Genomic DNA, 23027 nt, shown 5'->3' with positions numbered 1-23027 from the left:
GATCGGGTCGGGTGGATCGGGTCGGGGTGGGCGGCCGGGGGCGCTCAGGCCGGCCAGTACTGCCGGCACGCGTCGCGCACCGCCGCGGCCGAAGGCAGCCGCAGCAGGCCGGCGGCGCGCTGGCGGCAGTCCGCATGCGCCAGCGTGCGGACCCGCGCCTTGGTGGCCGGCACCAGCCCGGCGTCGACCGACAGCTCGGTCACACCCAGCCCCAGCAGCACCGGCACCGCCAGCGGATCGCCCGCGAGCGCGCCGCACACGCCCACCCAACGCCCGTGGCACGCGGCGCCCTCGGTGGTGGCGGCAATCAGGCGCAGCACCGCGGGATGCAGCCCGTCCATGCGCGCCGCCAGTTCCGGCTGGCAGCGGTCCATCGCCAGCGTGTACTGGGTCAGGTCGTTGGTGCCGATCGAGAAGAAGTCGGCGTGCTCGGCCAGCTGCCCGGCCAGCAGCGCGGCGGCCGGCACCTCGATCATCACGCCGACCTCGATGCCGGCATCGGCACCGGCTTCGGCCGCGAGCGTGCGGATGCGCGCGCGCCAGTGCAGCAGCTCGCCGACCTCGCTGACCATCGGCAGCAGGATGCGCAGCGGCGCCTGCGTGCGCACCGCCAGCAGGCCGCGCAACTGGTCGTCCAGCAGTTGCGGGCAGGCCTGCGCCAGGCGCACGCCGCGCAGCCCCAGCGCGGGGTTGTCCTCGGCCGGCAGGCGCAGCCAGGCGGCCTCCTTGTCGCCGCCGATATCCAGCGTGCGCACGATCGCGCTGCGGCCATCCAGCGCATCGACGACGGCCTGGCAGCTGGCGGTGTGGTCGGCGACGGTGGGCGCGGCGGCGCCATGCAGGAACAGCAGTTCGGTGCGCAGCAGGCCCACCGCGTCGGCGCCATGCGCGACTGCCTGGCGCGCGTCGTCGACGCTGCCGATATTGGCCGCCACTTCGATGTGCACGCCGTCGCGCGTGCCGGCCGGCGCGTGCGCGGCGCGCAGCTCGGCCTGGCGCTGGTGCGCGCGCAGCCTGGCGCTGCTGGCGGCGGCGGCGAGCAGCGCTTGATCCGGGTTGGCTTGCAGGCGCGCGCGGTCGCCGTCGGCGATGACCGGCGTGCCATCGGGCAGGCGCTCCAGCGCGCTGCCCAGCGCCACCAGGCACGGGATGCCCGCCTGGCGCGCCAGGATGGCGGCGTGCGAGGTCGGGCCGCCGCGCACCATCGCCAGCGCGGCGACGCGGCTGCGCTCCAGCCCGGCCAGGTCGGAAGGGGTGAATTCGTCGGCGGCGAGCACCACCGGTTGCCCGCCGTCGGCTGGCGGCAAGCCAGCGGCCGCGCCGGCCGCGCGCTCGGCGCCACCATGATTGCCGGCCAGCACGCGCAGCACGCGCTTGCCCAGGTCGAGCACGTCGGCGGCACGGTCGGCGGCGCGGCGGTCGGCCATGGCGGACAGCGTCGCGGCTTCGGCGCGGGTGGCTTCGCGCCAGGCAAAGCCGGCGCTGTTGCCGGCGTCGACCAGGGCATCGGCCGCGGCCCGCAGCGCCGGGTCTTCCAGCAGCGCGCGGTGCATGGCGAAAATGCCGGCCCCGGCGGGATCCTGGCGCGCACTGGCGGCCGCGCTGTCGCGCGCCAGCTGCGCATCGACCGCGGCCAGCGCGGCACGCAGGGCGGCGCGCTCCGCGGCCACGCCCTGGCCGGCCGGGTCCGGCTCGGGCGCCGCGTCGCGCCACCAATGCAGCGGGCCGATGGCGATGCCCGGCGCGGCGGCCACGCCGGCGATGCAGCCAGGCGGCAGTTCGCCGTCCGGCGCAGCCGCCGCCGGCGCCGCGCCGACGGGGAACACCGCGTGCGCTTCGCCGGCATCGGTGCGCTGCAGCTCGCGCGCCACCGCATCCAGCGCGGCGCCGGCATCGCGCCCGCTGGCGGCCAGCTCCACCGTCGCGCCTTCGTCGGCGGACAGCGCCAGCAGCGCCACCAGGCTCGCCAGGCTGGCCTGGCGACCGCCATAGTGCAGCGTCACCGTGGCATCCAGCCCGTGCATGGCCGCGCGCGCGCGTGCGGCCGGGCGCGCATGCAGGCCGCCGGCGCAGGCCAGCGTAAGCGTGCGCCGCAGCGTGGCCGCGGGGGTGACATTGGGGACGTCGGGGACATCGGCTTGCGGAGCAGGCGTGGCGGCTTGCGCCGGGCCCGCCGCGCGCACCCGCAGCACCACGGTGCGGCCCGCCTCGGCCAGGCCGGCATCGGTGCGGTCGGCAACGGCGAAGCCAATGCCGTGGGCCACTGCCATCACCGTCACCAGGCTGCGTGCCTGGCGCGCCACGCGATCGGCATCGAAGCGGATCAGCGGGTCGCCCTGGCGCACCACGGTGCCCTGCGCCACGCAAGGCGCAAAGCCTTCGCCGCGCAACGACACGGTGTCGATGCCGACATGCAGCAGCACCTGCGCGCCGCACGGCGCCTGCAGCGTCAGCGCGTGCCCGGTCGCGGCCAGGTGCAGCACCACGCCGTCGCAGGGCGCCACGAGGGTATCGCCCAGCGGATCGATGGCCACGCCTTCGCCAAACAAGCCTTCGGCAAAGACCGGATCGGGCACCGCCGCAAGCGGCAGCAGCACGCCGCGCAACGGCGCCAGCAGCAACAGGGTTTCGCTCGTCTCAGCCATTCTGCTTCCAGATTCGCGGCCGGTTGCGGAATGCGCCGGCGCCAGGTCAGGGGAAAGATAAACGGCTCAAGACAACATTAAAACCAGTACAAACCAATACAAGTATAAGGTATCTAATTGGTATCCATCGAGCGCGCGCACGCAGTATCACACGGCGCTGTCAGGCAGAAGTTTGATTCATCGCAGAAGCCGTGAAAAATGGGCTTTTTCAGCAATTCGTGCGGCTAGTGCAGGCGCTCTACCAGTGCCAACCTTTGCAATACCAATTGACGGAAACCGTGCGCATAGCGTCTGCATCACCCGGGCCATCCGCTTGACCCGCAAGGCCGCCAGATGTCCTAAAGTGGTATCATCGACACCAAATTTTGGTACCTACGAGGATTCGCATGGATCAACGGCTGCAGGCCCTCAGGCCGGATGAGGCGGACGCCACGCCGATCTACCTGCAGGTGGCGCGCAAGCTCACCGCCGCCATCCAGGCGGGGCAATGGCGCGTGGGCGATGCGCTGCCGTCGGAGCGCACGCTGGTCGATTCGCTGGGGATTTCACGCGTCACCGCGCGGCGCGCGCTGCAGGTGCTGGCCGACGAAGGCACCATCACGCGCAGCCGCGGCGCGGGCACCTTTATCGCCCCGCGCACCGAGCCCCGGCCGGCGCGGCTGGACAACTTCAGCGAGCTGGCGCGCCGCCGCGGCATGACGCCGGCAAGCGAGCTGGTGGCATTCGAGCGGCGCCGCGCCACCGCGCAGGAAAGCGCGGAACTGGCGCTGCCCGAAGGCGACGAGATCGTCAGGCTGACGCGGCTGCGCAAGGCTGACGGGCAGATCTACTGGATGGATGTGACCACGCTGGCGCTGGCCGTGCTGCCCGACGCCAGCGCCATCGGCGAATCGCTCTACGCCTACCTGGAGCGGATCGGCAAGCCGGTGCTGCGCGTCACCGAGACGCTGCGCGCGGTGGTTGCCAACGCGGAACTGGCCGCGCGCCTGGGCATCGGGCCGGGCGAGCCGCTGCTGCATATCCGCCGCACCGGCTACACCCATGGCGACAAGCCGGTCGAGCTGACCGACGCCTACTGCCTGAACGACTTCTACGAGCTGAAGCAATAGCGCCCGCCGGCGCCGGCCACCGGCGGTTCCACCGGCGGCGGGGGCGGATCGTCCTCGGGCGACAGCGGCAGGTCGGGCGGCACGCCCGGCGGCGCGGGCTCTTCCACCGGGGGCACGGTATGGCGCGGCAGCAGGCGCGCACCGGCAATCGGGTTCAGCGAGGCAGACATGCGGGGACTCCGTGGCGGGGTTTCCTCCTCATTGAAGCAAACCCCGCCCGCGCATGCCAGTGCGGGTGCCGTGCCGCTCAGGCGTGCTGGCGGCGCACGAAGAACAGCGCCGCGCCCACCGCCATCAGCACGCTGCCGAAAAACCGGTTCTGCCACAGCACCGCGCGCGCATTGCGGAACAGCCCCTGCATGCGCGACGCCAGCAGCGCGTAGCCATGCATCACCACCAGGTCGACGCAGCACATGGTGGCGGCCAGGATGGCCAGTTGAAGCGCCAGCGGCCGGTTCGGGTCGATGAACTGCGGCAGCACCGCGACCATGAAGATGATGCCCTTGGGGTTGGTCACATTGGTCAGCAGGCCAGTGGCGAAGCGTCGGCGCCGGCTCATCACGGCCACGCGCGCCGGCCCGCCATCGTGCTCGGCACTCGGTTCAACCCTGGCACGCCATTGCTGGATGCCGAGATAGATCAGGTACAGCGCGCCGACCTTCTTGACCACCATGAAGGCCTGCTCCGACGCCAGCAGCAGCGCGCCCAGCCCGCCGCCGGCCACCAGCAGCACGATCACCAGCCCGGCCTGTAGGCCGAAGATGGTGGTGGTGGTCCGGCGCAGCCCGTACGACAGGCCATGGCTCATCGACAGCACCGCGCCCGATCCCGGCGACACCGCGATCACCCAGCACGCGGCGAAATAGGCCAACCAGACTTCCCAACGCATTGCGATTCTCCTTTGACTGCAACCATGCGGGACGGCGCATCGCCCCGGCATCTGTGATTCATTGCGGCGCCGCGGCGCGTCAGAGCGGGTGGAACCCGCCCAGGAACTGCTCGACCTGTTCGGCCTGGCGCGCATCACGCGCGGCCTCGCCGGATTCCAGCACCACCGCCTGGAAGGCGCGCGTGCCCACCGCCACCAGCCGCGCGCTGAGCCGGCGCGGCGACTGGTCCTGCGGCGACACGCCGCTGGCCTGCAGCTCCAGTCCGGCGAGCGGGCGGCCCGGCCGCTCCGCGCTCATGATGGTGACCGGCCGCGTGCGCGGCTCGCCCGACAGCGTGCCCAGGTTGGCCAGCAAGCCCGCCTGCATCGCCGCCAGCGCCTCGCGCCGCAGCGCTTCATCATCGGCGGGCAGGGTCACCACGCCGACGGCGAAGAGCGTGTCGTCGACGCGCGCGGCCTCCATCGTCATCGGCAGCTTGCGTCCGGCAATGGTCACGTCGCGCGCGGCGCTGGTCGGCTTGCCGGGATAGAGCGCGGCGTAGCCGCCCTCGCCCGACTGGATGGTGCGCCAGTCATAGCGCGGCGAACACGCGCACAGGGCCAGCGCAAGCAGCGCGGCACAGCATGTCAGGGACCAGCGGGGCGCGGCAGCGGGGCTCGGCGGGGGCGGCACGGGACGCATGGAAAACGGGATGGAAGCACAGGCTCGGGACGGCGCGCGCGAGCGCGGTCGCCGGCGCGCGGAAACCGGTATTATCCCGGAAGCAGCGCGCCAGTGCTTGCCGCGCCGCCTGTCCCACCTGTGCCGCCCCACATCTGCCATGCCTGTATCCCGCCTCGCCCGAACCGCTGCCGCCTGCACCCGTCTGCACTGGCTGGCCGCGGGCGCGCTATTGGCGGCGATGGCCGGCGTCGCCGGCGTGTGCGCCGCCAGCCCTGCGCACCTGCCGCCGGCCACCGATCTCGCCGCCCACGGCGCCGACGCCGCGCGCCGCGGCGAGCCGCTGGTGGTGCTGGTGTCGATGCCGGGCTGCGGCTATTGCGACGCGGTGCGCCGCAACTACCTGGGCCCGCAGGCGGCCGCCGGCGAGATCGCCGTGCGCGAGCTCGACATGACCGCCGACACCCCGCTGCGCGATGCCGATGGCAACCCCACCACCGCGCGCGCCTGGGCCCGCGCGCACCAGGTCAGGGTGGCGCCGACGGTGCTGTTCCTGGACCGCCACGGCCGCGCCGCAGCCGGCCCGCTGCGCGGCATGCAGCCCGACTTCTACGGCGCCTACCTGGAACAGGCGCTGGCGCAGGCGCGCGCCGCCGTCGCCGCGCGCAAGTGACGGAACAGTTCCAGCGCATGGCCGCAAGGCGGTACCGCACAGCGCGCGAACGCCTGCCGCATTAGAATGTCCCACTGCTGACCGGCCCTGTCCGGTTCTACCTGCACGAATAAAGCGGCTTCAGCCGGACTCCGATGACCACTACCCCTGCCTCCAAGACTTCCCGCAAGCCCTGGCCCATCGTCGCCGCCGTGGTGGTGCTGGCGCTGCTGGGCTGGTTCGGCTACCGCGCGCTGTCGCCGTCCGGTACCGCGCCGGCCGCCACCTTCACGCTGCTGTCCGGCGAAAAGGTCAGCACCGCCGACCTCAAGGGCAAGGTCTACCTGGTCAACTTCTGGGCCACCAGCTGCGCCACCTGCATCAAGGAGATGCCGGACATGGTCAAGACCTACGAGCAGTTCAAGGGCAAGGGGCTGGAATTCGTTGCGGTGGCGATGAACTACGACCCGCCCATGTATGTGATGAACTTTGCCAAGACCCGCGGGCTGCCGTTCAAGGTGGCGATGGACAGCGACGGCAGCGCGGCCAAGGCCTTCGGCAATGTGGGGCTGACGCCGACCACCTTCGTGATCGACAAGGAAGGCCGCATCCTGAAGCGCTATGTCGGCGAGCCCGAATGGGACGCGCTGCACAAGCTGCTCGACGGCGCGCTGGCAAAGTCTGTGTAACATCCGCGCTGCGAACAGACGACAAAAGGTGCTCATCGAGCACCTTTTTTTTCTTTGCTGACGCGATCCTGCGCGCGGCGGGTTGCGCCGGCGGGCTGTATGGATATACAGTTGGCGCCAGTCATTTCCGAGCCTTTCCTGCCCGCCCCCGCCCGTGACCCTGGACCTTGCCCCCGCCGCCGAAGCCGCCGAAGCCATCCCACCTGACGCCGCAGCGCTCCCCGCCTACCTGTCCCGGCTCAACCCGGAGCAGCGCGCCGCGGTCGAGCACGGCAGCGAGGCGCCGCTGCTGATCATTGCCGGCGCCGGCTCGGGCAAGACCAATACGCTGGCGCACCGGGTCGCGCACCTGGTGCTGGGCGGCGCCGATCCGCGCCGCATCCTGCTGCTGACGTTCTCGCGCCGCGCCGCCGCCGAGATGGGCCGGCGCGTCGAACGCATCGTCGACCAGGCGCTCGGTACCAGTACCGGCGCGGGGCGCGCCGCGCTGCAGTGGTCCGGCACCTTCCACGCCATCGGCGCGCGCCTGCTGCGCGAATATGCCGAGACCCTTGGCCTGTCGCCGGCCTTCACCATCAGCGACCGCGGCGATTCCGCCGACCTGATGCACGTGGTGCGCCACGACCTGGGCCTGTCCGAGACCGCCAGCCGCTTCCCGAAGAAGGAAACCTGCCTGTCGATCTATTCGCGCGTGGTCAACACCCAGGCGCCGCTGGAAGACGTGCTCAGGCAGCAGTTCCCACGCTATGCGATGTGGGCCGACGCGCTGCGCACGCTGTTCGCCGGCTATGTCGAGGCCAAGCAGAAGCAGCACGTGCTCGACTACGACGACCTGCTGCTGTACTGGGCGCAGGCCATGGCCGAGCCCGCCATCGCGCAGGACATGGGCGCGCGCTTCGACCATATCCTGGTCGACGAATACCAGGACACCAACGCGCTGCAGGCGTCGATCCTGCTGGCAATGCGGCCCGATGGCCGCGGCCTGACCGTGGTCGGCGACGACGCGCAGTCGATCTACGCCTTTCGCGGCGCGACCGTGCGCAATATCCTCGATTTCCCCGCGCAGTTCACGCCAGCGGCGCAGCAGGTCACGCTGTCGCAGAACTACCGTTCGACCCAGCCGATCCTGCAGGCCGCCAACGCGGTGATCGGACTCGCGGCAGAGCGCTATACCAAGGACCTGTGGTCCGAGCGCCAGTCGGCCGAAAAACCGGGCGTGATCGTGGTCAACGACGAGGCCGACCAGGCCCGCTACGTGGTCGAGCAGGTGCTGGCGCGGCGCGAGGCCGGCCTGGCGCTGATGGCGCAGGCGGTGCTGTTCCGCGCCGCCGACCACAGCGCGCAGCTGGAGATCGAGCTGGCGCGGCGCAATATCCCGTTCGTGAAATTCGGCGGCCTCAAGTTCCTGGAATCGACCCACGTCAAGGACGTGCTGGCGGTGGTGCGCTGGCTGGAGAACCCGCGCGACCGCATGGCAGGCTTCCGCACGCTGCAGCTGCTGCCCGGCATCGGCCCCAAGACCGCGGCGCGCGTGCTCGATGCCATGGCGCTGGCGACCGAGCCGCTGTTCTCGCTGCAGGAATTCGAGCCGCCGCCGGCCGCCGCGCCGGCATGGGCCGACCTGCTGGGGCTGGCGCGCGCGCTGATGGCGCCGACCTCGCCGTGGCCGTCGGAATTCGAGCAGGTGCTGGCCTGGTACACGCCGCACCTCGAACGCCTGCACGACGATGCCCCCGCGCGCCAGGCCGACCTGCAGCAGCTCGAGCGCATCGCCGCCACCTATGGCGCGCGCGAGCGCTTCCTGACCGAGCTGACGCTGGACCCGCCCAGTGCCTCGAGCGATGAATCCGGCGTGCCGTCGCGCGACGAGGACTACCTGATCCTGTCGACCATCCATTCGGCCAAGGGCCAGGAGTGGAAGGCGGTGTACGTGCTGAATGCCGTCGACGGCTGCATGCCGAGCGACCTGGCCACCGGCACCACCGAAGAGATCGAGGAAGAGCGGCGGCTGCTGTATGTGGCGATGACGCGAGCGAAGGACCACCTCGACGTGATCGTGCCGCAGCGGTTCTATGTGCACCAGCAGGTGGGCTTCGGCGACCGGCATGTGTATGCATCGCGCACGCGGTTCTTGCCGAACAAGGTGATGCCCAACTTCTACAGCCGCTCGTGGCCGCCGCCGCCGATGCCGGGGGAAGGGCCGGTCAAACCGGCGTTGGCGCCGGTGGATCTGGCTGGGCGGATGCGGAATATGTGGCGGTGAGGTGCAACGTTCCCGCGGTGTGCTCCCCTCTCCCGCGCGCGGGAGAGGGGTTGGGGGAGAGGGCCGGCGTGTGGCAAGCACGATAGGTCTGACTCCGTGGGGGCTCCTGCCCTCACCCCCGCCCCTCTCCCGCAAGCGGGAGAGGGGAGCAAACAAGCGGTTGGCTTTAGCTCATCGCCGCTCGTTTGCTTCAGCTCAGGCCACCTTCTCCAGCAGCAACCCTTTCAAATACTCCCCTTCCGGAAACGCCGCCAGCATCGGATGATCCGTGCCCGCCGACAGCCTGCGAAGGATGCGCGCATCCGCCCGCGCATCGGTCACCGCCCCCGCCACGATCTTCTGGAACAGTTCCATGCTGATCGCCCCCGAGCATGAGTACGTGAACAGCAGCCCGCCCGGCCGCAGCAGCTGCGTGCCGACGAGGTTGATTTCCTTGTACGCGCGCGCGGCGCGGTCGATATGCTGCGCCGACGGCGCGAACTTGGGCGGGTCCAGCACGATCAGGTCGAACTGGCGGCCCTCGGCGCGGAATTCGCGCAGCGTCTTGAATACGTCGGCGTCGAGCCAGGCCGCGCGCTCCGGATCGAAGCCGTTCAGCGTGACGTTGCCCGCGGCGATCTTCAGCGCCTCGCCGGACGAATCGATCGACGTCACCGCTTTGGCACCGCCGCGCAGCGCGGCTAGCGAAAAGCCGCCGGTATAGCAGAAGCAGTTCAGCACCTCGCGCCCTTCGGCGAGATCGCCGACCAGCTTGCGGTTGTCGCGCTGGTCGACATAAAAGCCGGTCTTGTGCCCGTTGCGCACGTCGACGTAATAGCGCACGCCGTGCTCGGTCACCGACAGCGCCGGGTCGGGCTCGGCGCCGGCGAGCACGCCGGTCACCAGCTCCAGCCCCTCGCGCTGGCGCACCGCGGCGTCGGAGCGCTCATAGACGTTGGGGCAGCCGGTCTCCTTGACCAGCGCCTGGACGATCGCGGTCTTCCAGTGCTCGACCCCGGCGGAATTGAACTGGCACACCAGCTGGCCCGTGGCACCGTTGCCGTAGTAATCGACGATCAGGCCCGGCAGCCGGTCCGATTCGCCGAAGATCAGCCGCACCGCGTCGCTGTCTTGCACCCACTGGCGCCGGTAGGCAATGGCCGCGGCCACGCGGCGCTTGAACAGGGCGTGGTCGACCGGCTCGTTCTCGTCGAAGGTCCACACGCGCGCGCGGATCTGCGATTCGGGGCTGTAGGCAGCCTTGGCCAGGAAACGGCCGTCGGCGGCGCGCACGATCACGGTGGCGCCCGGCTCGCAGCGGCCTTCGGTGGTGGCAATGCCGGTGGCATAGATCCACGGGTGGCGGCGCAGCAGGGATTTTTCCTTGCCGGGTTTCAGGGTGATGGTGTTCATGTTGGTATGGGAATTGGCATGCCACAGCGGAAACGTTGCCAGGGCTGCGGAAGCTCCCCTCTCCCGCCTGCGGGAGAGGGGTTGGGGGAGAGGGCAGAAGCTTCAGACGGAGTGAAGCGCGTCAGTATGCGCGCGCCTGCCCTCTCCCCCGGCCCCTCTCCCGCGCGCGGGAGAGGGGAGCAAACAGAGCGGGGAACAAACGCCGGCGCGTTACAGCACCACCTTCACCATCGGATGCGAAGTCAGCGCCCGGTACAGGTCGTCGAGCTGCTCGCGGCTGGTGACCCATACCGTCACGGTCAGGCCCAGGTAGTTGCCCTTGCTCGACGGGCGCATTTCCATCTTGCCGGCGTGGAAGTCGGGATCGAACTCCTGCACCAGCGTGACGATGGCCTCGGCAAAGCCGTCCTGCATCGCGCCCATCACCTTGATCGGGAAATGGCTCGGGTATTCGATCAGCGACTGTTCCGGCGGGATCGCGCCGGGCTTGTTGCCGCTGCCTTGGTTGTCGGTCGTCATCTCGGATTCTCCGGCGCGAGGCCGGCGCGCCGCGGGGCGCACCGGCTCGCGCGCATTCAGGTCACTTGCGCTTGAACCACAGGCGGATGGTGTCCCACAGGCGGCCGAAGAAGCCGGCCTCGGGCACCTCTTCCAGCGCCACCACCGGGAATTCGGCCACCTTGTTGTTGCCGTCCATCAGCTTGACCATGCCCACCTGCTGGCCCGCCGAGATCGGCGCGATCAGCAGTTCCTGGCGCTCCAGCACCGGCTTCAGGCGCCCGCCGGTGCCCTTGGGCACGGTGACGAAGGTCTCGTTCTGCACGCCGATCTTGACCGTGCCGCTCTTGCCCTTGTAGATGTCCGGCGTGGCCAGCACCTGGCCCTTGTCGTACAGGCGCAGCGTGTCGAAGAACTGGAAGCCGTAGTTGAGGATCTTCAGGCTTTCCTGGGTGCGCACCTGTTCGGTGGTGGTGCCGATCACGATCGAGATCAGCCGGCGCGAGCCGTCCGGCACGTTGGCCAGCGGCCGCTTGGCCGACGAGATCAGGCAATAGCCGGCGGACTTGGTATGGCCGGTCTTGACGCCGTCGACGGTCGAGTCGATGTACAGCAGGCGGTTGCGGTTGGGCTGCCTGATCTTGTTATAGGTGAACTCCTTCTGCGAGTACATGCTGTAGTACTCGGGGAAGTCCTTGATCAGGCGCGTGGTCAGCGTCGCCAGGTCGACCGCGGTGGTGTAGTGGTTGGGGTCGGGGATGCCGTCGGTATTGGTGAAGTGGGTGTTCTTCATGCCCATGCGCTGGGCCTCGCGGTTCATCATCGCGACGAAGCCCTCTTCCGAGCCGCCGACGGCCTCGGCCAGCGCCAGCGCGGCGTCGTTGCCCGACTGCACGATCAGGCCCAGCAGCAAGTCCTGCACCGTGACCGGCTTGTTGGGCTCGATGAACATGCGCGACTCGTCGCTTTTGACCTTCAGCACCAGGTTGGTCGGCACCACCGCCTGGTCCAGCGTCAGGCGCTTTTCCTTGAGTGCCTCGAACGCCAGGTAGGCGGTCATCAGCTTGGTCAGCGAGGCCGGCTCGATGCGCGCATCGGCGTTCTGCGAGGCCAGGGCCTGGCCGCTGGTGACGTCATACAGCATCCACGACTTGGCGGCGACCTGCGGCATCGGCACGCCCTGCGCCAGCACGGCGGCAGGCGCGGTAGCCAGCACGATGGCGGCGGCGATGGCGGCGGGAGCAAAGGCGGACGAAAGGCGTGTCGTGGCTCGATTCAGCATGTTTCTGTTTTCCGACGGTAAGAAGGTGGCGCGGGAAGTTCCGGGATGGCGGGCGTGCCGGCCTTACCGGTCCCACGCATTGACGACGAGCTGCTTGATCAGGTGCAGCTTGCGGTGAAAGAAATGGTCGGCGCCGGGGATCACGATCACCGGCAGCTCTTGCGGGCGGGCCCAGTCGAACACGCTCGCCAGCGGCACGGTGTCGTCCTGCTCGCCATGGATGACGATGGTGTCGGCCGGCACCTGCGCGACTTCCCAGCGGCTGGCGGCGGTGCCGACCAGCACCAGGCGCTGCACGGGTGTGCCGGCCTCGGCCAGGCGCCGCGCCACATGGGTGCTGACGAAGCTGCCGAACGAGAACCCGCCCAGCGCCAGCGGCAGCGTCGCGGCCTGCGCCGACCACGCGGTCTGCTGGCGCATCCACGCTGCCACCGCGAGCAGGTCGTCCTGTTCGCCGATGCCGTTGTCATGCTCGCCGGCGGTCGCGCCGACGCCGCGGAAGTTGGGGCGCACGGTGGCATAGCCCAGCTGCACGAAGGCACGTGCCAGCGTCTGCGCGACCTTGTTGTCCTTGGTGCCGCCGAACAGCGGATGCGGGTGCGCCACCAGCGCCAGGCCGCGGGGCTCGCCTTGCGGCAGGTCCACCGACACGTCGATCGCGCCGACGGGGCCGGCGATGGAAAGTACCTGGGTATGCGCGTTCATAGGGCGTCAGGATGGCGATGAACCGGCTGGCTCAGGCCCGGAAATCCCGGGACAAAAAATGAAAAAACCGTCCGGCGTGCGGGCGGCGGGGTCTGGCATCGGCGCTGCGGCATCGGCAGCGCCGCGGACTTCGTTCTCGTTCAGCGGTCCACCATCAGCGATCCACCATCAGCCGCTCGACCGGCTTGCCCTTGAGCAGGTGGCTGTCGATGATTTCATCGATGTCATGCTCGTCGACATAGGTGTACCAGATGGCCTCGGGGTAGACCACCAGCACCGGGCCGAGTTCACAGCGGTTCAGGCAGCCCGCCTTGTTGATGCGCACGCGGCCTTCGCCGCCGGCGATGCCCAGTTCCTTGCAGCGCTTCTTGGCGTATTCCTGCATCGCCTTGGCGTTGTAGTTGGCGCAGCAGTTCTCGCCGGCCTCGCGCTGGTTCAGGCAGAAAAAGACGTGGTGCTGGTAGTAGCTGCGCATGCGTACGGTGTGAAGACGGCCCCGGACGGCGGCACGGCCCGGACGGCATTGAACGGAAGCTCGGAATTATACGGCGTTGCGAGGGCCCGGCCGCGATATGCGGCAGCCTTGCGCGCACCGCCGTCCACCTCATGCCGCTGGCAGGTGGCGCCTCGCGCACCCTATCCCCGCCGCCGATTCCGGATCGCCGGAGCCGCGCCGTCCGGGATTCCGGAATCCCGGAGCCCCGCGCGCGCCGGCCGCCACCCCTTTCCTTGTGAATCAACCAGTTAGCAATACCGGTTGGACTGGCATGCCGGTTGCGAATTCCCGCCCCTGAACGCGCCGCAACCGTGACGGCGCGCGCCCGCGCGGACCCGCCCGGGTACGGTCAACACCGAGGACGACATCATGAGGAAACCCTTCTACAAGATCCTGTACGTGCAGGTCCTGTGCGCCATCTGCATCGGCATCCTGCTCGGCCACTTCTGGCCCGACACCGGCGTCGCCATGAAGCCGCTGGGCGATGGCTTCATCAAGCTGATCAAGATGATCATCGGCCCGATCATCTTCTGTACCGTGGTCACCGGCATTGCCGGCATGAGCGACATGAAGAAGGTCGGCCGGGTCGGCGGCAAGGCGCTGCTGTACTTCGAGGTGGTGTCGACCTTCGCGCTGCTGATCGGGCTGGGCGCCGCGCACCTGCTCAAGCCGGGCGTGGGCTTCAATATCGACCCCGCCACGCTCGACACCAAGGCCATCGCCCAGTACGTGTCGAAGGCGCACGGCCAGAGCACGGTCGAGTTCCTGATGCACATCATCCCCGACACCGTGTTCAGCGCCTTCGCCAACGGCGACATCCTGCAGATCCTGCTGGTGTCGCTGTTCTTCGGCGCCGCGCTGGCCGTGCTGGGCGAACGCGCCCGCATCGTGGTGCAGCTGATCGAGCAGGTCTCGAAGGTGTTCTTCCACATCGTCCATGTGATCACCAAGGTGGCCCCGATCGGCGCCTTCGGCGCGATGGCGTTCACCATCGGCAAGTACGGCCTGGGCTCGCTGGTGCCGCTGCTCAAGCTGATCGGCACCTTCTACTTCACCGCCATCGTGTTCGTGCTGGTGGTGCTGGGCACGATCGCACGCATGACCGGCTTCAGCATCGTGCGCTTTATCTCGTACATCAAGGAAGAGCTGCTGATCGTGCTGGGCACGAGCTCGTCCGAGGCGGCGCTGCCGCACATGATGGAAAAGCTGGAGAAGCTCGGCTGCTCCAAGTCGGTGGTGGGCCTGGTGGTGCCGACCGGCTACTCGTTCAACCTCGATGGCACCAACATCTACATGACCATGGCGGTGATCTTCATCGCGCAGGCCACCGGCATCGAGCTGACGCTGATGCAGCAGCTGACCATCCTGGCGGTGGCGATGATCACCTCCAAGGGCGCCAGCGGCGTGACCGGCTCGGGCTTCATCACGCTGGCGGCGACGCTGGCGGTGGTGCCGACCATCCCGGTCGCGGGCATGGTGCTGATCCTGGGCATCGACCGCTTTATGAGCGAGTGCCGCGCGCTGACCAATATCATCGGCAACGGCGTCGCCACGGTGGTGGTGTCGGCGTGGGAACGCGAGCTGGACCGCAAGCGCCTGGCGCGCGTGCTGCAGCACGGTGCCGGCGACAATGCCGAAGACCTTGCCGAAGCGGGCCAGGGCGCCGTCTGACTGGGCCGCGCCCGCGCGGGCGGCTGCCCTGGCCGCCCGCCAGCGGGTATCATCGGCGCGACACCCCTCGCGCGCGCCGATGCCACACTCTGACGACTTTCTCGCCGTGCATGATCCCGCCGCCACCCGCCCGGTGCACGCGCCGGCGGCCGGCAGCGGGCGCTGGTGGGGCTTTGCCGTCGCCCTCGCCACGGGCCTGCTGCTGCTGTGCGCGCTGACCTGGCTGGTCTCGGTCCAGCGCGGCCTGGCCAGCCTGCAGCAAGGCACCGCGACGCGCGCCGACCGCTACGCCGCCACGCTCGAAAGCACGCTCGACCGCTACGAGTTCCTGCCCGCGCTGGTGTCGCTGCATCCGTTCGTGCGCGGGCTGCTCGCCGCCCCCGACGACGCGCAGCGCGTCGCCGCCGCCAACCAGTACCTGGCCGAGGTCAACCGGCGCGCGCATGCGTCGGCCACCTACGTGATCGCCGCCAACGGCATCGCGCTGGCGGCCAGCAACCACGGCCAGCCCGGCAGCTTCGTCGGCACCGACTACCGCTTCCGCCCCTACTTCCAGACCGCCGCGGGCGGCAAGATGGGGCGCTTCTACGCCATCGGCATCACCAGCGACGAGCCCGGCTACTACATCGCGCAGCCGATCGAGTCGGGCGGCAAGGTCATCGGCGTGACCGTGGTCAAGCTCAACCTGGAGTGGTTCCAGCGCGCCGGCAGCGGCGCCGAACCGCTGATGGTCAGCGACGACCACGGCGTGATCTTCCTGTCGTCGGTGTCGGCGTGGCAGTACCGCACGCTGCGCCAGCTGCCGGCGGCGCTGCGCGCGGAGATCGAGCAGACCCGCCAGTACCACGGCCGCGCGGTGACGCCGCTGCCGCTGGAGCCGCTGGCGTCGCCGCTCACGCGCTGGCTGGCCGACACCACGCTGGCGCACGGCGCGCGCCTGGTGCGCGTGCGCGACGAGGCCGCCGCCGGCCGCACCACCTTTGCGCCCGACGGCGCCGAACGCGCCGACCGCTACCTGGAGCTGAACCGCACCGTGGGCCCGGCCGGCTGGACCATGCAGGTGATGGCGCCGCTGGAGCCAGTGCTGGCCAACGCCCGCAACGCCACCGTGGCCGCGGCGCTGGCCTATGCCTGCATCTGCCTGCTGCTGGTCAACTGGCGCCAGCGCCGCCAGCGCGCGCGCGACATGCAGTACAGCCGCCGTTTGCTCGAGGCCGCGTACGACCAGCTGGAGCGCCGCGTCGAAGCCCGCACTGCCGACCTGATGGCGATCAACGAGAAGCTGGAAGACGAAGTGGCCGAACGCACCCGTGCCGAAAGCGAGCTGCGCGCGGCGCAGGACGAGCTGGTGCAGGCCAGCAAGCTGGCCGCGCTCGGGCAGATGGCGGCCGGCATCACGCATGAGCTGAACCAGCCGCTGGCGGCGCTGCGCACGTTTTCGGACAACACCCGCGTGCTGCTGGCGCGCGGCCAGCTGGACGCGGCCGAAGGCAACCTGACGGCGATCGCCGACCTGACCGAGCGCATGGGCAAGATCACCGGCCAGCTCAAGCTGTTTGCCGGCAAGGCGCGCCCGGTGCAGCGGCCGGTGGCGCTGCGCGCGGCGGTCGACCATGTGCTGGCGCTGCTGGCGCCGCGGCTGGGCGCGGTCACGATCCACGTCACCGGCCTGGATGCCGTGCCCGGCCTCGCCGTGCGCGCCGACGAGCTGAAGCTGGAACAGGTGCTGCTGAACCTGCTCGGCAATGCGCTCGATGCCATCGCGGCGGCCGCGCCGCCCGCACCGGCACAAGGCCGCATCGACCTGGAAGTGCAGGCCGGCGAGCACGCCGTCACCATCGTCGTGCGCGACAACGGCACCGGCATCGCGCCGGAAGCGCTGCCGCGCCTGTTCGAACCTTTTTTCACCACCAAGGAAACCGGCCAGGGCCTGGGCCTGGGGCTGGCGATCTCGTCGTCGATCGTGCGCGAGTTCGGCGGCCAGCTCAGCGTCGCCAACGTACCCGGCGGCGGCGCGCAGTTCACGCTGGTGCTGGCGCGCGCGCCTGCCATCGATGCCGCGCCCTCGGTTTCCGCGTCACCATGAGTACTGCCATGCAAGACGGTCTGCGTGTCCTGTTTGTCGAAGACGAGCCGCTGGTGCGGCAGGCCACCGCGCAAAGCCTGGAGCTGGCCGGCTTCCGCGTGCTGGCGCTGCCCTCGGCCGAGGCCGCGATCCCGCATCTGCACGGCGCCTTTGCCGGCGTGGTGGTGACCGACGTGCGCCTGCCCGGCGCCAGCGGGCTGGACCTGCTGCAGCACTGCCGCAATGCCGCGCCCGGCGTGCCGGTGATCCTGGTCACCGGCCACGGCGACATCACCATGGCGGTGCAGGCGATGCGCGAAGGCGCCTATGACTTCATCGAAAAGCCGTTCGGCGCCGATCGCCTTACCGACACCGTGCGCCGCGCGCTCGAACGGCGCGCGCTGGAACTGGAAAACCAGGCGCTGCGCCGCGAACTGGCCGGGCCCGCCGCCGGCACGCGCATCATCGGCCGCTCGCCCGCGATCGAGCAGGTGCGCGCGCTGGTGGCCAATGTCGCGCCCACCGACGTGCCGGTGATGATCAACGGTGAGACCGGCACCGGCAAGGAACTGGTCGCGCGCAGCCTGCACGCGCTGTCCGGGCGCGCCGAAGGCCCTTTTATCGCACTGAACTGCGGCGCGGTGCCCGAGGCCATCTTCGAAAGCGAGATGTTCGGGCACGAGGCCGGGGCCTTCACCGGTGCCGGCAAGCGCCGCATCGGCAAGCTCGAGCATGCGTCGGGCGGCACGCTGTTTCTCGACGAAATCGAAAGCATGCCGCTGGCGCTGCAGGTCAAGCTGCTGCGCGTGCTGCAGGAAGGCTCGCTGGAGCGGCTGGGGTCGAATGCCTCGGTGAAGATCGACGTGCGCATCGTCGCCGCGGCCAAGGGCGACATGGATGCGCTGGTGGCGCAAGGCACGTTCCGCGAAGACCTGTATTACCGGCTCAATGTCGTCACCATCGCGCTGCCGCCGCTGCGCGAGCGGCGCGAGGACATCGTGCCGCTGTTCGAGCATTTCTCGCTGGTGTCCGCGGTGCGCTACCAGCGGCCCGCGCCGATCCTGTCCGAGGCGCAGCGCCAGGCGCTGGCCCAGCGCCCGTGGCCGGGCAACGTGCGCGAGCTGCGCAATGCCGCCGACCGCATGGTGCTGGGCGTGCCCGAGGGCGGCCAGGCCGGCGCGCAGGCGGCGGGCCCCGACGAGGGCGCGCCGCTGCGCGAGCGCATGGAGCACTTCGAGCGCGCCGTGATTGCCGACGCGCTGGCGCGCACCGGCGGCGCGGTCAGCCAGGCCGCGGACCTGCTGCAGGTGGGCAAGGCCACGCTCTACGACAAGATCAAGCGCTACGGGCTCTGATGTCATGCGCGCTTCATCGCGCTGCCACGGCGCCGTCACATTGGCAGCCTATGCTTCGTATGCGGCTGCGGCATTGGCAGGTGCCCGCCGTGTGTATCAGTCTTCGTGGTAATTGATGGCCCCGCGCATGCGGGGCGTTTTTTTGCTGCGTCGAGTTCGGATGCAGCGCCGCCGCGCCGCTTCACACCCGCCACACATTGCCCTCACCCCGGCTGGCCAGACTGGAGCCCTTCGCTCTCCGGAAACCGCCATGCCCTCCTTCGACTACGACATCGTCATCGCCGGCGCCAGCTTTGCCGGTGCCGCCTGCGCCCTGGCTGCCGCGCGCGCCGGGCTGCGCGTGCTGGTGCTGGAACGCAAGACCGATCCGGGCGACAAGCTCCACACCACCGGCATCCTGGTCAGGGAAGCGATCGAGCAGACCTGGCTGGGCCAGGCGCCGGCCGACTGCGTGCATCGCGTCGAGCAGGTGAAGCTGTACTCGCCGCGGCTGCGCAGCCTTGAGCTGAGCGCGCCGGGCTACTACTTCCATACCACCGACACGCCGCGCCTGATGCGCTGGCTGGCCGCGGAGCTGGTGCGCCACCGGGTCGAGCTGCGGCTGGGCCAGGCCTTCGTCGGCGCGGTGCCGCGCCACGGCGGCTGGCATGTCACCGGCGTGGGCCACACGCGCTATCTGGTCGGCGCGGACGGCGCGCAGTCGCGCGTGGCGCAATGCGCCGGGCTCGGGCGCGTGCACAGCTTCCTGTACGGCGTGGAGTATGAGTTCCCCGGACTGGCGCTGCCCGAGCCGGACGCGCTGCACTGCTTCATCACGCGCCGCTTCGCGCCCGGCTATATCGGCTGGATCGCGCAGAACCCCACCGGCGTGCAGGCCGGGCTGGCGCTGCGCTACCGGCCGCGGCACGGCCGCGCGCCGGACCTGGGCGGGCTGCTGGCGCATGTGCGGGAGCGCGCCGGCCTGCCGCAGCTGACGCGGCCGGCGGCGACGCGCGCGGGGCTGATCCCATGCGGCGGCCCGGTGTTGCCGCTGGCGCGCGACGGCGTGATCCTGACCGGCGATGCCGCGGGCATCGTGTCGCCGCTGACCGCGGGCGGCATCCACTATGCCTTTGCCCACGGCGAGTCGGTCGGCGAAGCCGTGGCCGCGCACCTGCTGCACCGCGGCCCGGCGCCGGAAGCCGTGGCCAGCGCCAGCGCGCCGCGTTTTCGCGCCAAGCGCGCGCTGCGCTGGATGTTCGAGCGTTTCCAGTGCGACTGGCCGTTCGACCTGATGCTGTATTCGCCGCCGCTGCGCCGGGCCGCGGAGCAGATCTATTTCCACCGGCGCGGAGGCGAACCGTCAGCGCCGGCGCGCGCGGCGGCCAGCGCCTGACGGGCTAGAATGCCGGGCATGGAACAACCGCGCATCCTGGTGGTGGAAGACGAGCAGGCCATCGCCGACACCATCCTCTATGCCCTGCGCACCGACGGCATGCTGGCCCAGCACTGCACGCTGGGCGGCGACGCGCTCGCGTGCCTGCGCGCCGCGCAGGCCGACCTGGTGATCCTGGACGTGGGGCTGCCGGACCTGAGCGGCTTCGAGGTCTGCCGCACGCTGCGCACCTTCAGCGATGCGCCGGTGATCTTCCTGACCGCGCGCCACGAAGAGATCGACCGCATCGTCGGGCTGGAGATCGGCGCCGACGACTACGTGGTCAAGCCGTTCTCGCCGCGCGAGCTGGCCGCGCGCGTGCGCGCGATCCTGCGCCGGGCCCGCGGCGGCGCCACGGCAAGAGCCGGCGAGGCGGCCGGCTTCACCCACGACCAGGACGGCGCCCGGCTGGCCTACCACGGCCACTGGCTGGCGCTGACGCGCTACGAATACCTGCTGCTGGCCTGGCTGGTGGCGCATCCCGGGCGGATCTACTCGCGCGCGCAGTTGATGGACGCGGTGTGGGCGGGCGCGCTCGACACCAGCGACCGCACCGTCGACACCCATATCAAGACCCTGCGCGCCAAGCTGCGCGAGGTGTCCGCCGAGGGCGCCGAGCGCATCCGCACCCATCGCGGCATGGGCTATTCGCTCGAGCCCTGAGCGTGCGCCATGCATATCGGCCTGCGCATCTTCTTCGGTTTCTTCCTGATCGTGGGCCTGGCCACGGTGCTGACGCTGCGCGTGTTCGTGCAGGAGGTCAAGCCGGGCGTGCGCCAGGCCATGGAAGACACGCTGATCGATACCGCGCACGTGCTGGCCGCGCTGGCCGCCGACGACCTCAAGGCCGGCCGCATCGCCGACGGCGCTTTCGCGCGGCATATGGCGGCGCTGCGCGAGGTGCCGGTCAATGCCGAGGTCTCGGGGCTGCACAAGGACAGCATCGGCTACCGCGTCTACGTGACCGATGCCAGCGGCATCGTGCGCTTCGACTCCACCGGCACCGACGTGGGCCGCGACTATTCGCGCTGGAACGACGTCTACCTGACGCTGCGCGGCAAGTACGGCGCGCGCAGCACGCGCGCCGACCCCGCCGACGAGGCCAGCACGGTGATGCACGTGGCCGCGCCGGTGCGTGACGTCGACAGCAATGGCAAGCGCATCATCGGCGTGCTGACCGTGGCCAAGCCCAATGCGGCGATGGCGCCGTTTATCGCGCGCAGCCAGCGCAAGATCCTGCTCTACGGCGGCCTGCTGATAGGCACCGCGTGCGTGATCGGGCTGGCCTGCACGCTGTGGCTGATGCATGGGCTGAGCCGCCTGCGCGGCTACGCGCGCGCGGTCGCGGCCGGCGAGCGTGCCGAGATGCCGCTACGCGGCGCGGGCGAACTGGCCGAGCTGGGGCGCGCGGTGCAGGGCATGCGCGAGCGGCTGGAAGACAAGCAGTATGTCGAGCACTACATCCACACGCTGACGCACGAGATGAAGAGCCCGCTGGCCGCCATCGGCGGCGCGGCGGAGTTGCTGCAGGAAGAGATGCCGGCGGCCGACCGCCAGCGCTTCGTCGCCAATATCCGCACCCAGTCCGGACGGCTGGAAACCATGATCCGCAAGCTGCTGGCGCTGGCCGAGGTGGAACAGCGCCAGCGCCTGGAAGTGCGCGAGCCGGTGGCGCTGGCGCCGCTACTGGCGCAGCTGTGCGCCGAGCTGGAGCCGCGCGCGCGGCAGCGCGGCGTCGCGCTGCAGTGCGCCGCCGGGGACGGCCCTGGCCACGTCGCCGGCGACCCGTTCCTGCTACGCCAGGCCATCGCCAACCTGCTCGACAACGCCATCGATTTCGCCCCGCCCGGTACCGCGGTCACGGTGCGGCTGGAGCGGCGCGGCGACGCGCTGGCCATTGCGGTCTTCGACCAGGGGCCCGGCATTCCGGACTACGCGCTGCCGCGCGTGTTCGAGCGCTTCTACTCGCTGCCGCGCCCGCATGGTGCGGACAAGAGCACCGGCCTGGGCCTGTGCTTTGCGCGCGAGGTGGCAACGTTGCATCATGGCGACGTGACGCTGGCCAACCGCCCGGGCGGCGGCGCGCTGGCCGAGCTGGTGCTGCCGGCGGCCTAGCGCCCCGCGCCGGCCGGACCGGCATAGACTTGGGCTTCTAACGTGACCGCGCTGAAACTCCCTATAATCGAACGACCGTTCATTTAGGGCGCTTCCAAGTGCCCGCCCGTAGTCCAGGAGACACCATGCCCGCCGCCAAGCAACTGCCCCAGGCCCTGCAGAACCTGGCCCTGCCCGTGATTGCCTCGCCCATGTTTATCGTCAGCTACCCGGAACTGGTGCTGGCGCAGTGCAAGGCCGGCATCGTCGGCTCTTTTCCCGCGCTCAATGCGCGCCCGGCCGAGCTGCTCGACGAATGGCTGACCAAGATCGGGGACGAACTGGCCGCGTTCAAGGCCGCCAACCCCGGCGCACCGGTGGGCCCGGTCGCGGTCAACCAGATCGTGCACGCCTCCAACGCGCGCCTGGAGCATGACATCAAGGTCTGCGTCGAACACAAGGTGCCGATCTTCATCACCTCGCTGCGGGCGCCGCCCAAGGAGCTGATCGACGCCGTGCACAGCTACGGCGGCATCGTGCTGCACGACGTGATCAGCCTGCGCCATGCCGAGAAGGCGATCGAATCGGGCGTCGACGGCCTGATCCTGGTCGCGGCGGGCGCCGGCGGCCATGCCGGCATGCTGTCGCCGTTCGCGCTGGTGGGCGAGGTGCGCAAGATCTTCGACGGCCCGATCGCGCTGTCGGGCTCGATCGCCACCGGCGAGGCGGTGCTGGCCGCGCAGGCCATGGGCGCCGACTTTGCCTACGTCGGCACGCGCTTTATCGCCTCGCAGGAGGCGCACGCGGCCGAGTCGTACAAGCAGTCGATCACGAGCTCGGCCGCCGCCGATATCGTCTACACCAACCTGTTCACCGGCGTGCACGGCAACTACATCCGCGAAAGCATCAGCAACGCGGGCCTGGACCCGGACAACCTGCCGGTGGCCGACAAGAGCAAGATGGACTTTTCCAGCGGCAGCTCCAAGGCCAAGGCGTGGAAGGATATCTGGGGCGCCGGCCAGGGCGTGGGCCAGATCCACGACATCCCCAGCGCCGGCGAGATCGTCGCGCGCATGAAGTCGGAGTACGATGCCGCCAAGGCGCGGCTGGGGATTGCGCGCTGACCGATCCCGCGGGCCGATCCCGC

The 23027-nt window shown here is 70.2% G+C and carries 20 protein-coding genes; 11 read left to right on the top strand and 9 right to left on the bottom strand.

The features are described 5' to 3' along the window. Positions 1-44: 44 nt before the first annotated feature. Complete coding sequence (gene ptsP, locus A2G96_RS02655) at positions 45-2645, bottom strand: phosphoenolpyruvate--protein phosphotransferase (protein WP_062796533.1); 2601 nt, start codon at positions 2643-2645, stop codon at positions 45-47. 386 nt (positions 2646-3031) lie between these two features. Here ptsP and A2G96_RS02650 point away from each other — a divergent pair, with 386 nt between their 5' ends. Continuing rightward, on the top strand, positions 3032-3754 hold the full coding sequence (locus A2G96_RS02650) for a GntR family transcriptional regulator (RefSeq protein ID WP_062796531.1): 723 nt from the start codon (positions 3032-3034) through the stop codon (positions 3752-3754). Here the strand turns inward: A2G96_RS02650 and A2G96_RS02645 are convergent. The 3 genes from A2G96_RS02645 to A2G96_RS02635 form a co-directional block, all read right to left on the bottom strand. Next, positions 3736-3924, bottom strand: coding sequence for a hypothetical protein (locus A2G96_RS02645; RefSeq protein ID WP_062796529.1), 189 nt, complete (start codon positions 3922-3924; stop codon positions 3736-3738). The two genes, A2G96_RS02650 and A2G96_RS02645, sit on opposite strands and share 19 nt — an antisense overlap. A gap of 77 nt (positions 3925-4001) precedes the next feature. After that, the gene (locus A2G96_RS02640) at positions 4002-4643 is read right to left on the bottom strand and encodes a LysE family transporter (protein ID WP_062796527.1); all 642 of its coding nucleotides are present in this window, start codon (positions 4641-4643) and stop codon (positions 4002-4004) included. A 79-nt stretch (positions 4644-4722) separates the two neighbouring features. Continuing rightward, the gene (locus A2G96_RS02635) at positions 4723-5325 is read right to left on the bottom strand and encodes a hypothetical protein (RefSeq protein ID WP_062796525.1); all 603 of its coding nucleotides are present in this window, start codon (positions 5323-5325) and stop codon (positions 4723-4725) included. A 139-nt stretch (positions 5326-5464) separates the two neighbouring features. Between A2G96_RS02635 and A2G96_RS02630 the strand changes: the two genes are divergently transcribed. From A2G96_RS02630 to A2G96_RS02620, 3 genes are all read left to right on the top strand, one after another. After that, positions 5465-5977, top strand: coding sequence for a thioredoxin fold domain-containing protein (locus A2G96_RS02630; protein ID WP_062802022.1), 513 nt, complete (start codon positions 5465-5467; stop codon positions 5975-5977). Positions 5978-6111: 134 nt separating this feature from the next. Further along, positions 6112-6645 carry a TlpA disulfide reductase family protein gene (locus tag A2G96_RS02625; RefSeq protein ID WP_062796523.1) on the top strand — a complete coding sequence of 178 codons (534 nt, stop codon included), beginning with the start codon at positions 6112-6114 and terminating at the stop codon, positions 6643-6645. A gap of 154 nt (positions 6646-6799) precedes the next feature. Next, on the top strand, positions 6800-8908 hold the full coding sequence (locus tag A2G96_RS02620; protein WP_062796521.1) for an ATP-dependent helicase: 2109 nt from the start codon (positions 6800-6802) through the stop codon (positions 8906-8908). A gap of 195 nt (positions 8909-9103) precedes the next feature. On the opposite strand, the gene A2G96_RS02615 is transcribed toward A2G96_RS02620, so the two are convergent. From A2G96_RS02615 to A2G96_RS02595, 5 genes are all read right to left on the bottom strand, one after another. After that, positions 9104-10300 (bottom strand): class I SAM-dependent rRNA methyltransferase, encoded by a 1197-nt coding sequence (locus tag A2G96_RS02615; protein WP_062796519.1) that lies wholly within the window; start codon positions 10298-10300, stop codon positions 9104-9106. A 210-nt stretch (positions 10301-10510) separates the two neighbouring features. Beyond that, entirely contained in the window at positions 10511-10819 is a 309-nt protein-coding gene (locus A2G96_RS02610) for an HP0495 family protein (RefSeq protein ID WP_062796517.1), read from the bottom strand. Positions 10820-10880: 61 nt separating this feature from the next. Beyond that, the gene (locus A2G96_RS02605; RefSeq protein WP_062796514.1) at positions 10881-12080 is read right to left on the bottom strand and encodes a D-alanyl-D-alanine carboxypeptidase family protein; all 1200 of its coding nucleotides are present in this window, start codon (positions 12078-12080) and stop codon (positions 10881-10883) included. A gap of 63 nt (positions 12081-12143) precedes the next feature. Next, positions 12144-12785 carry an alpha/beta hydrolase gene (locus A2G96_RS02600; RefSeq protein ID WP_012351581.1) on the bottom strand — a complete coding sequence of 214 codons (642 nt, stop codon included), beginning with the start codon at positions 12783-12785 and terminating at the stop codon, positions 12144-12146. 154 nt (positions 12786-12939) lie between these two features. Further along, entirely contained in the window at positions 12940-13260 is a 321-nt protein-coding gene (locus A2G96_RS02595; RefSeq protein ID WP_012351580.1) for a (2Fe-2S) ferredoxin domain-containing protein, read from the bottom strand. A 390-nt stretch (positions 13261-13650) separates the two neighbouring features. Here A2G96_RS02595 and A2G96_RS02590 point away from each other — a divergent pair, with 390 nt between their 5' ends. The 7 genes from A2G96_RS02590 to A2G96_RS02560 all read left to right on the top strand — a co-directional run bounded on the left by A2G96_RS02590 (position 13651) and on the right by A2G96_RS02560 (position 23004). Beyond that, positions 13651-14952 (top strand): dicarboxylate/amino acid:cation symporter, encoded by a 1302-nt coding sequence (locus A2G96_RS02590; protein ID WP_062796512.1) that lies wholly within the window; start codon positions 13651-13653, stop codon positions 14950-14952. A 79-nt stretch (positions 14953-15031) separates the two neighbouring features. Further along, positions 15032-17038, top strand: a complete 2007-nt coding sequence (locus A2G96_RS02585; protein WP_062796509.1) for a sensor histidine kinase — start codon at positions 15032-15034, stop codon at positions 17036-17038. An 8-nt stretch (positions 17039-17046) separates the two neighbouring features. Then, positions 17047-18372 carry a sigma-54-dependent transcriptional regulator gene (locus A2G96_RS02580; protein ID WP_062796507.1) on the top strand — a complete coding sequence of 442 codons (1326 nt, stop codon included), beginning with the start codon at positions 17047-17049 and terminating at the stop codon, positions 18370-18372. 250 nt (positions 18373-18622) lie between these two features. Beyond that, entirely contained in the window at positions 18623-19747 is a 1125-nt protein-coding gene (locus A2G96_RS02575) for an NAD(P)/FAD-dependent oxidoreductase (protein ID WP_062796505.1), read from the top strand. Between the two features lie 9 nt (positions 19748-19756). Continuing rightward, the gene (gene creB, locus A2G96_RS02570) at positions 19757-20449 is read left to right on the top strand and encodes a two-component system response regulator CreB (RefSeq protein ID WP_269465674.1); all 693 of its coding nucleotides are present in this window, start codon (positions 19757-19759) and stop codon (positions 20447-20449) included. Between the two features lie 9 nt (positions 20450-20458). Beyond that, positions 20459-21901 carry a two-component system sensor histidine kinase CreC gene (gene creC, locus A2G96_RS02565; protein WP_062796503.1) on the top strand — a complete coding sequence of 481 codons (1443 nt, stop codon included), beginning with the start codon at positions 20459-20461 and terminating at the stop codon, positions 21899-21901. A 125-nt stretch (positions 21902-22026) separates the two neighbouring features. After that, entirely contained in the window at positions 22027-23004 is a 978-nt protein-coding gene (locus A2G96_RS02560; RefSeq protein ID WP_062796500.1) for an NAD(P)H-dependent flavin oxidoreductase, read from the top strand. Positions 23005-23027: the final 23 nt, after the last annotated feature.

Origin of the sequence: Cupriavidus nantongensis (assembly GCF_001598055.1) — a bacterium.
GTDB lineage: Bacteria > Pseudomonadota > Gammaproteobacteria > Burkholderiales > Burkholderiaceae > Cupriavidus > Cupriavidus nantongensis.
The sequence above is the reverse complement of the archived record's forward strand: the minus strand, read 5'-3'. Positions and strand labels throughout refer to the sequence as shown.